Origin of the sequence: Rhodomicrobium udaipurense JA643 (genome assembly GCF_000636015.1) — a bacterium.
GTDB classification, from domain to species: domain Bacteria; phylum Pseudomonadota; class Alphaproteobacteria; order Rhizobiales; family Rhodomicrobiaceae; genus Rhodomicrobium; species Rhodomicrobium udaipurense.
The window spans coordinates 1-8134 of sequence record NZ_JFZJ01000140.1; the positions used below are offsets into that span (position 1 = coordinate 1).

General features: G+C 63.1%; 11 protein-coding genes. 3 read left to right on the forward strand and 8 right to left on the reverse strand.

Translation table 11 applies throughout. From position 1 onward, the window contains the following. A partial coding sequence (gene ilvC, locus T281_RS14870; protein WP_037241049.1) for a ketol-acid reductoisomerase occupies positions 1–578 on the forward strand: 578 nt, incomplete at its 5' end. Positions 579–728: 150 nt separating this feature from the next. Here the strand turns inward: ilvC and T281_RS14875 are convergent. From T281_RS14875 to T281_RS14905, 8 genes are all read right to left on the reverse strand, one after another. Further along, entirely contained in the window at positions 729–1304 is a 576-nt protein-coding gene (locus tag T281_RS14875; protein ID WP_037241052.1) for a GNAT family N-acetyltransferase, read from the reverse strand. A 144-nt stretch (positions 1305–1448) separates the two neighbouring features. Beyond that, on the reverse strand, positions 1449–1907 hold the full coding sequence (gene dut / locus T281_RS14880; RefSeq protein WP_037241055.1) for a dUTP diphosphatase: 459 nt from the start codon (positions 1905–1907) through the stop codon (positions 1449–1451). Then, positions 1904–3226, reverse strand: a complete 1323-nt coding sequence (locus T281_RS14885) for a bifunctional phosphopantothenoylcysteine decarboxylase/phosphopantothenate synthase (protein WP_037241058.1) — start codon at positions 3224–3226, stop codon at positions 1904–1906. Before T281_RS14885 ends, dut begins: the two co-directional genes overlap by 4 nt. Before the next feature lie 92 nt (positions 3227–3318). Then, the gene (locus T281_RS14890; protein WP_245269264.1) at positions 3319–3864 is read right to left on the reverse strand and encodes a GNAT family N-acetyltransferase; all 546 of its coding nucleotides are present in this window, start codon (positions 3862–3864) and stop codon (positions 3319–3321) included. Positions 3865–3998: 134 nt separating this feature from the next. Beyond that, positions 3999–4193 (reverse strand): hypothetical protein, encoded by a 195-nt coding sequence (locus T281_RS18900; protein ID WP_041787528.1) that lies wholly within the window; start codon positions 4191–4193, stop codon positions 3999–4001. A 44-nt stretch (positions 4194–4237) separates the two neighbouring features. Beyond that, on the reverse strand, positions 4238–5161 hold the full coding sequence (locus tag T281_RS14895) for a S49 family peptidase (protein ID WP_081796832.1): 924 nt from the start codon (positions 5159–5161) through the stop codon (positions 4238–4240). A gap of 160 nt (positions 5162–5321) precedes the next feature. Beyond that, positions 5322–6089: a tRNA1(Val) (adenine(37)-N6)-methyltransferase gene (locus T281_RS14900; RefSeq protein WP_037241064.1), complete on the reverse strand. Its 768-nt coding sequence runs from the start codon at positions 6087–6089 to the stop codon at positions 5322–5324. 14 nt (positions 6090–6103) lie between these two features. Then, complete coding sequence (locus T281_RS14905) at positions 6104–6385, reverse strand: putative signal transducing protein (RefSeq protein WP_338053312.1); 282 nt, start codon at positions 6383–6385, stop codon at positions 6104–6106. A gap of 110 nt (positions 6386–6495) precedes the next feature. On the opposite strand from T281_RS14905, the gene T281_RS14910 reads away from it, so the two are divergent. After that, the gene (locus tag T281_RS14910) at positions 6496–7512 is read left to right on the forward strand and encodes a polyprenyl synthetase family protein (protein ID WP_037241067.1); all 1017 of its coding nucleotides are present in this window, start codon (positions 6496–6498) and stop codon (positions 7510–7512) included. Between the two features lie 223 nt (positions 7513–7735). Beyond that, on the forward strand, positions 7736–8134 hold a 399-nt coding region (purE, locus tag T281_RS14915), incomplete at its 3' end, for a 5-(carboxyamino)imidazole ribonucleotide mutase (protein ID WP_037241070.1).

The window sequence follows — 8134 nt, forward strand, 5'->3', positions numbered from 1 at the left end:
CATGTCTCATCGCGGTCGCGCAGAATGCGAGCGGCAACGGGCACGAACTCTGCCTTTCCTATGCGAGCGCCATCGGCGGCGGCCGCGCGGGCATCATCGAGACATCCTTCAAGGAAGAGTGCGAGACCGACCTTTTCGGCGAGCAGGCCGTGCTCTGCGGCGGCGTGGTCGAGCTGATGCGCTCGGGTTACGAGACGCTGGTCGAGGCGGGCTACGCGCCGGAAATGGCCTATTTCGAGTGCGTGCACGAGATGAAGCTGATCGTCGACCTCATCTATGAAGGCGGCATCGCGAACATGAACTACTCGATCTCGAACACGGCGGAATACGGCGAATACGTCTCCGGCCCGCGCGTCGTCACGCCTGCGTCGAAGGCAGCCATGAAGGACGTGCTCTCCGACATCCAGAGCGGCAAGTTCGTCCGCGACTGGATGCTTGAGAACAAGGTGAGCCAGACGAGCTTCAAGGCGCAGCGTGCGAAGTGCGACAGCCACCCGATCGAGGAGACCGGCAAGAAGCTGCGCTCCATGATGCCGTGGATCGCCGAGCGCGCGCTCGTGAACAAGGCGAAGAACTAAAGAGCCTCGTTTTTATTGGATGGACACCCGCGTTCGTTGAACGCGGGTCGATCCCATGCCGCTTCTCGCTGAGCCGCCCGTTTGGATGGCCGACGGGAAGCGAAAATGGCCGGGAGATGCCCGGCCATTCTTAATAGGTTGCAGCAGCGTTTACGCCACCGGCTCCGAATGAACCGGCAGGTCGATCATCGCCATGACAAAGCCGCTCGTGTCGTCCACGGCCTCCTCCCACAGGGAGATGTAGGTGGGCAGCGCAGGTAACACGCGCCCGACGACTTCGCCGTGATCGAACAGCAGTTCCGCCTCGTACTTCCGGCAGATGCGCTGCATCTTGTGGTTCTCGGCGAGGCAGTTCATGTAGAGGCGCTGAATGCCCCGGTTCCGCGCCGCACGGATGATGCGGCCGAGAAGCTCGGTGCCGACGCCCCTGTTCTGATAGTCATGCTCGACCGAAAACGCGCCTTCGGCATCCGCCGACCAGGCATCGCCGATCTGCCGCATTTCCGCTGCGGCGCGCAGTTCTCCTTCGACGAAGAAACCGTAGACGAGGCACTTCATTTCGCCCAGCCGCGAGGCATAGTCGACGATGAAGGCATCGCTCACAGCCATGCCGAAGCGCATCCGGCGACTGTCACGGTCAAGTCTCAAGAGGTGGTCGCGGAATTTGTCGGCTTCCGACAACCACATCTTTCTGATCGTTCCTCCCCAGAGGTGAGATTCAGGCATTGAGGAACCTCCTTCTGGATGGTTGTGAGCCAAGTGTTCGGCTCCTTTGAACATACAATTGTAGCACGCGCGGTCATGTTGCAAGTGCGAAGAGCGCGAAACATAGGCGCATGGCACCTATGCCGCCGGATAAAAACCACATGTTTACAATTGACCTGTGGACCCGAAGCCACCGGTGTTTCGCTTTGTCGCGGGGAGCTTTTCGGTAATCTCCAGCGTCGCCCGCGCTATCGGCGCAATCACAAGTTGCGCGATCCTGAAGCCACGTTCGATCGCGTAGGGCTCGCTGCCAAGGTTGATCAACAAAACGTGTAACTCTCCGCGATAATCGGAATCGATCGTGCCGGGGGCATTCAGAACCGTGATCCCATGATGGAGCGCCAGACCGGAGCGAGGGCGCACCTGCCCCTCATACCCATGGGGCAGTTCCAGCGCGATGCCGGTCGGGATCAGCGCCCGTTCGCCCGGCGCGAGAAATTGTGCGTGCCCCAGCTCCAGCGCCGCCGCCAGGTCCAGGCCGGCGGCATGCTCGCTGCAATAGGACGGCGCAGGCAACCCCTCGCCGTGTGGGAGCACGGTATATCGGACGACGACGTCGCTCATGAGTTTCCTTCGCGTTGGGAGGCGTTGCGGTGGCTTGCGCCGACATGCTCGGCCGCCGCGCGCATGAGCCGCAGCGCCACATCCTCCTTGGACAAGGCAGGCCAGCTCTCCACGCCGTCGCGACGGATCACATGCACTTCGTTGTGATCGCCGCCGAAAATGCCGCGCTCCGGCGAGACATCGTTGGCGACGATCCAGTCGGCACCCTTGCTCGCCAGCTTCTTCGAGCCGAGCGCGACCGCGTTACCCGTTTCGGCGGCGAACCCGATGACAAGCGGCGGGCGACCGAAGCCGCGCGAGGCGATGGTTTTAAGGATGTCGGGATTTTCGACAAGGCGAAGCTGCGGTGGGCCGTCTTCGCCTTTCTTGATCTTCTCCGGCTCAACCGACGCGGCGCGCCAGTCCGCCACGGCGGCGGCGAAAACCGCGATATCGGCCGGAAGCGCGGCGTCGACCGCGTCGAACATTTCGCGCGCGGTTTCGACATGCACCGTTGCGACGCCCTTTGGATCGGGGAGCGCGGTCGGCCCGGCCACGAGCGTCACGCGGGCACCGAGGCGCGCGGCGGCGGCGGCGATGGCGTAGCCCTGCTTTCCGCTAGAACGATTGCCGATGAAGCGGACGGGATCGAGCGGCTCGTAAGTCGGCCCGGCGGTAACGAGCACGTGCCGCCCGGTCAGTGGGCCGCTGCTCGAAGCGCCGTCCTCAGGGGCAGCATCGCCTGCGCATTTGCCGCGCAGCGTGGGACCGCTCTGATGTGAGGGGCGCGCGGCGGCATCCTCGTGCAAGATCCTGCTCGCGGCGCTGATGATTTCTTCCACCTCCGCCATGCGGCCGACGCCCCACTCGCCGCACGCCATGCCGCCCTCGTTCGGGCCGACGAAACGCACGCCATCGGCCGCCAGTTGCGCGAGGTTTCGGCGCGTGGCCGGATGCGTCCACATGCGCCAGTTCATGGCGGGCGCGGCGAGAATGGGCTTGTCGCCCGCGAGAATGACGGTGCTCGCGAGGTCGTCCGCGATGCCGTGCGCCATCTTCGCCAGCAAGTTCGCCGTGGCGGGCGCGACGATGATGAGGTCGGCCTCGCGCGACAGGCGGATGTGACCAATCTCGGTTTCATTCTTGAGGTCGAAAAGCTCCGTGAAAGCGGGCTCCTCGGACAGCACGGCCACCGAAAGCGGCGTCACGAACTCCTGCGCGGCGCGCGTCAGGACACAGCGAACCTTCGCGCCGCGTTCCCTCGCCCGGCGGATGAAGTCGAGGCACTTATAGGCCGCGATGCCGCCGCCGATGATCAAGAGGATGGATTTTCCGTGCATGTCCGGCGTTCCGATTGCGGCGAAATCCTACAGCGGTCTAAGGCGGGAGTCATCATCGGCGCGACGGCGCTCCGCTGCGAGCGCACGTCCGCTTACAGCGACTTTGCGCGGTCGCTTTCCGGCAGAGTTCGGTCCCCTTCGCCGAGCGGGCGCTGCATCAGAACGCTATCCACCCATCTGCCGAATTTGAAACCGGTCGAGACAAGAACGCCAGCCGGATGAAAGCCCATACGCTTATGCAACGCAATGGAGCCAGCATTGCCGCTGTCGCCGATGACCGCCACTATCTGCCGCCACGGCCCCCCTTCACACCGCGCCAGCAATTCGCCCAGAAGCGCGCTGCCGATGCCGCAGCCTCGCAGGCCGTCCGCCACATAAACCGAATCTTCAATCGTATAGCGATAAGCCGACCGCAGCCTGTACAGCCCCGCATAGGCAAAGCCGACCACCGCCCCGCCGCGTTCCGCAACGAGATATGGCAAGCCGGAAGCGAGCACGCTTTCCCGGCGCATCGCCATTTCCTCCACGGAGGGTGGCACCTCCTCGAAACTTGCCAAGCCGTTCAGCACATGATGCGCATAAATGGCCTGAACGGCCGCAATGTCGCACGCGCGCGCATCGCGTACCGAAACCGGCATAGCTGCCGCATCCTGCGCGTCTCTTTTTATCATGCCACCCGTCGCCAAGTCGAAAGACGATGCACCGAAGCTAACGCTTTCGCCAAGCTTGCGCCAGCGTTTGAACGGAGGATGGAGAACGCTTCTTCGGCGGATCAGTCGGCAGGTCGATAGACGCCCGCCGCCGCGTCGAACATCAATGGAGTGGTTACGACCGGACGCGCTGCGCGCCGGATACGGCGGTCGGTCCGGCGGATTGCCGCCTCGACCCGATCAGCCTCGCGCCTGAACCAGCGCAAGGCGAAGACGAGCATCAACGCTCCCAACGCAACAGCAAAAACCTGAGACATCACACAACCCCGACAATTTACATGAACGCGTCGGCTTCCGCCGACTACAGCCCGAAGCGCGCCCAGATCGCACGCTCTTCGAGAGCAGAGATCAGATCATCAGCAAAGCCTTGTGCGAAGCTGATGCCCATCCCTGTGCCGGAAACCGAGACGCCCACTCCCGCTTTCCGCCTGAATAAACCGCGCTCTGTGGAGATAAGCTTAAGCCGCACTTTATCTCCGTACTCCGAGCGCATCTTTGCCCTGAGATCAATGATGCCATCGATCAGGCCAAGTTCAAGGGCCTGCCTTCCGGCCCAGAACTCACCTGTGAATAAGTTACCGCCTGAATTGGCGATCCGGTCGCCCCGGCTTTCCTTCACGAGCGCGATAAAATCTTCGTGGACGATGGCCTGAAGGCGCTTAAGCCGCGAAATTTCCTCCGGCTTTTCTGGCCGGAAAGGATCGAGCTGCATCTTGTTTTCGCCGGACGTGTAGACGCGCCGGTCGATGCCGAGCTTGTGGATAAGGTGGACGAAGCCGAACCCCGCCGAGATCACGCCGATGGAGCCGACGATCGATGAGCCGTCCGCGTAAATCTCATCCGCCGCGCACGCGATCATATAGCCGCCTGATGCCGCCACGTCTTCGCAGAAGGCATACACCTTCTTGTCGTGCTCCTCCTTGAGCGCGACGATGCGATCATAGATGAGGCGCGACTGAACGGGCGACCCGCCAGGCGAATTGATCTGAAGGATAACCGCCGGTCCCTTGCTGGCGAAAGCGCGGTCGAGCGCGGTGGCGCAGCCCGAAAGCGTCAGCCCTTGCCGCAGCGGCGAGGCCGCACCGATGGCTCCGCTCAGACGCACAACGGGGATGGTCGTCCTGCCGCTAGAGAAAAGGTTGCCCGGAAAAATGTTGCCCCACATCGAGGTGTTGGGGCGAGTGGCCGGAGATGACTCGCTATCGACGTCCATGGAAACCCGCATGACATTCGCCTCGTCGCTACGCGCCGGAGAAACGCGGCTTGGTAAATTTATGACACATGTGTGTATGTGAACGAGGTTAACAAGCCATACCCGGTCGAGTTGCGGCTGGAGCCTGTGGCAAAGCGCGCACGCCTGAAGCGCGGCAGCGCGAGCGGCCTTCTCAACCGCGAAGCGAAAGCGATTGGCCGTGACGCAGGATCGCGGTCGCTGCCGCCGTCGGAGCGCCGTCCGCTTCATGAAGCACGACGCCCGGAAGGATCGAGGCTGGCGCGCGGCTTCCCTTTATGCCGCTGACGATAACGCGGATCGCGGGCGCGCCAGCCTTAGGATGAAGCGGCAGGATGCTCAACGCCCCGAAGCGCCTGTCGAAAGCGGCGAGGATCTGCGGCAAAGCGTCCGCCGTGTGGATGACGGTTGCACTGGCGGACGGGCGGGCGGCGGCTGCGAGGAAGCGCGCCCAGTCCTCGAAGCCGCCTTCCGCCATGGCACGGGCGCGGCCGTTTCGCGCGTCTTTGGAAGGGCGGGTGCGGCCATGCTCGAAGAACGGCGGATTGGCAATGACGTGGTCGTAAGCCTCGCGGAAAAGGCCAGCCGCTTCGAGTTCGGTCCAGGAGGCGGTGAGATCGGCGTTGGCGATAGTAAACTGCGCGGCGAGGTCGTTTTCGGTCGCGTTCTCCCGCGCGAGCGCCGCAAGCCCGGCGTCGATTTCAACGCCGGTTACGCTCACGCCCGGCACGCGCGCGATGAGACATAAAGAAGCCGCGCCCGCGCCGCATCCCGCTTCAAGCACCCGCTCGCCCGCTTGCGCCGGACACGCCGCCGCCAGAAACACGGCGTCGAGCCCGGACCTGAAGCCCGGCTTCGGTTGCCGGAGCGTCACACGCCCGTCGAGGAAGGCATCACACGTGAAAGTGACCGAACTCGTCATAGGAATTTGCGATATTAAGACTGCGAAATGCCGCTGGAGGCCGTCCGCCCCGAGATCTGATCGCCAAGGTCGGCGTCCGTGAGAAGCTCGGCGCATTCCTCCCAGTCTTCGGCGGCGACGAGAACGCGCCGGGGAAAAGCGCCGATAGATCCCTCTATCGAACTCACGTGAACGTCCGCGATGAGAACCGGAAACCCCGCGTCGCCTAACAAAGAGTTGACATAACTGAGGAGCACAATATCCGTAGTGCGCAACAACTCTTTCATTGAGCAAGCCTTTTCGGACAGGACAGGCATCCAGGGACATTAAGCCACGTGGCTAAGTTATCAAAGCGGTGTTTTTCTGGGATCCTGACGAGGTTCGCCCAGACCGTCATCATGCCCAAGCAGCCCATTCGGAGGAAATCATGAACTTGGCGGCTCAAGTTCAGGAGCGCAGCGATCCGTCGGCGGCGCTCGAACCTCTTCTGCGGCTTGTCCATGATGAGATGGGCGAGGTGAACAACATCATCCTCTCGCAGGCCCGGTCCGACGTTGCGCTGATCCCGGAACTCGCTCGTCATCTTATCAATTCCGGCGGCAAGCGGCTGCGCCCGATGCTCACCATCGGCGCCGCGAAAATGTGCGGCTACGAAGGCACGGGCCACATCATGCTCGCTGCTTCGGTCGAGTTCATGCACACGGCGACGCTTCTGCATGACGATGTCGTAGACGAAAGCGACATGAGGCGCGGCAAGAAGAGCGCGCGCATGCTGTGGGGCAACCAGGCGAGCGTGCTCGTCGGCGATTTCCTGCTCGGTCAGGCGTTCCGTATGATGGTGGATGTCGGCTCGCTCGGCGCGCTGAAGGTGCTCTCGGAGGCGTCATCCGTGATCGCCGAGGGTGAAGTCTGGCAGCTTGCGGCATCGAAGAACCTCGCGACGACCGAGGAAGAATATCTCAACGTCATCATTTCGAAGACGGCGGCGCTGTTTGCCGCTGCGGCCGAGATCGGCGCGATCCTAACCAATCGCGGCCCCGAGGAACAGGCCGCGCTGCGGCTCTACGGCACCAACATCGGCCTCGCGTTCCAGCTTATCGACGACGCGCTCGACTATTCGGGTGAGGCGGCGAGCCTCGGCAAATGCGTCGGCGACGATTTCCGCGAAGGCAAGATCACCTTGCCCGTGGTGCTTTCCTATCGGCGCGGGACGCCGGAGGAGCGCGCCTTCTGGCGGCGCACGCTTCAGGAGGGCGCCATTGAAGATGGCGACCTTGAGCATGCCATTCAGATCATGCGACGCCATAACGCCATCGAAGAGACGATCCAGCGCGCCGTTTACTACGGCAAGGAAGCGCGCGAGGCGCTCGCCATTTTCCCCGCCGGCGAGGCGCGCAAAGCGCTGATCGACGCGGTGGATTTCAGCATCGCGCGCATGCATTAGGTCGGCCTTCGATTTGGCGCAGTCCCGCCGCGTTTGCGACGCTGTAACCGAACCGCGTAGCCCCCGCTCGCGTCCCAGCGGCACGGCGGCGAACGGTTCGGCCGACTGGCCTCGCCCTCGAAAGTGCGCGATTGCTCATTGGCGCTGGAAAACGGGGTGAGAATTTAAACTGCGATCACAAAGCTGCTTCCGATGCGCGCGATTCCGTGATTTGTAATTTCATATGACCAATGTCCCGCCCCCTGTCGCCATCATCATGGGCAGCCAGTCCGACTGGCCCGTCATGCGCGCCGCCGCAGCCGTGCTCGACGAACTCGGCGTGCCATATGACGCGCGCGTTATTTCCGCTCACCGCACGCCGGAGCGCCTGTATTCCTTCGCGAAATCGGCGCGAGGCGAGGGCTTCAAGGTGATCGTGGCGGGTGCTGGCGGAGCCGCGCATCTTCCGGGAATGACCGCGGCGCTTACCACGCTGCCGGTGCTCGGCGTGCCCATCGCGACGACCGCGCTGAAGGGCCAGGATTCATTGCTCTCCATCGTGCAGATGCCAGCGGGCGTTCCTGTCGGCACGCTTGCGATTGGCGAGCCGGGCGCCACAAACGCCGGCCTTCTCGCCGCATCG

What these genes read in the sequence shown, in the direction of transcription:
- T281_RS14905 (WP_338053312.1), bottom strand. Translation starts at nt 6,385, where the DNA reads ATGCCTGTCCTGTCCGAAAAGGCTTGCTCAATGAAAGAGTTGTTGCGC.
- T281_RS14885 (WP_037241058.1), bottom strand. Translation starts at nt 3,226, where the DNA reads ATGCACGGAAAATCCATCCTCTTGATCATCGGCGGCGGCATCGCGGCC.
- T281_RS14900 (WP_037241064.1), bottom strand. Translation starts at nt 6,089, where the DNA reads ATGACGAGTTCGGTCACTTTCACGTGTGATGCCTTCCTCGACGGGCGT.
- T281_RS14895 (WP_081796832.1), bottom strand. Translation starts at nt 5,161, where the DNA reads ATGCGGGTTTCCATGGACGTCGATAGCGAGTCATCTCCGGCCACTCGC.
- T281_RS18900 (WP_041787528.1), bottom strand. Translation starts at nt 4,193, where the DNA reads ATGTCTCAGGTTTTTGCTGTTGCGTTGGGAGCGTTGATGCTCGTCTTC.
- dut (WP_037241055.1), bottom strand. Translation starts at nt 1,907, where the DNA reads ATGAGCGACGTCGTCGTCCGATATACCGTGCTCCCACACGGCGAGGGG.
- T281_RS14890 (WP_245269264.1), bottom strand. Translation starts at nt 3,864, where the DNA reads ATGCCGGTTTCGGTACGCGATGCGCGCGCGTGCGACATTGCGGCCGTT.
- T281_RS14910 (WP_037241067.1), top strand. Translation starts at nt 6,496, where the DNA reads ATGAACTTGGCGGCTCAAGTTCAGGAGCGCAGCGATCCGTCGGCGGCG.
- T281_RS14875 (WP_037241052.1), bottom strand. Translation starts at nt 1,304, where the DNA reads ATGCCTGAATCTCACCTCTGGGGAGGAACGATCAGAAAGATGTGGTTG.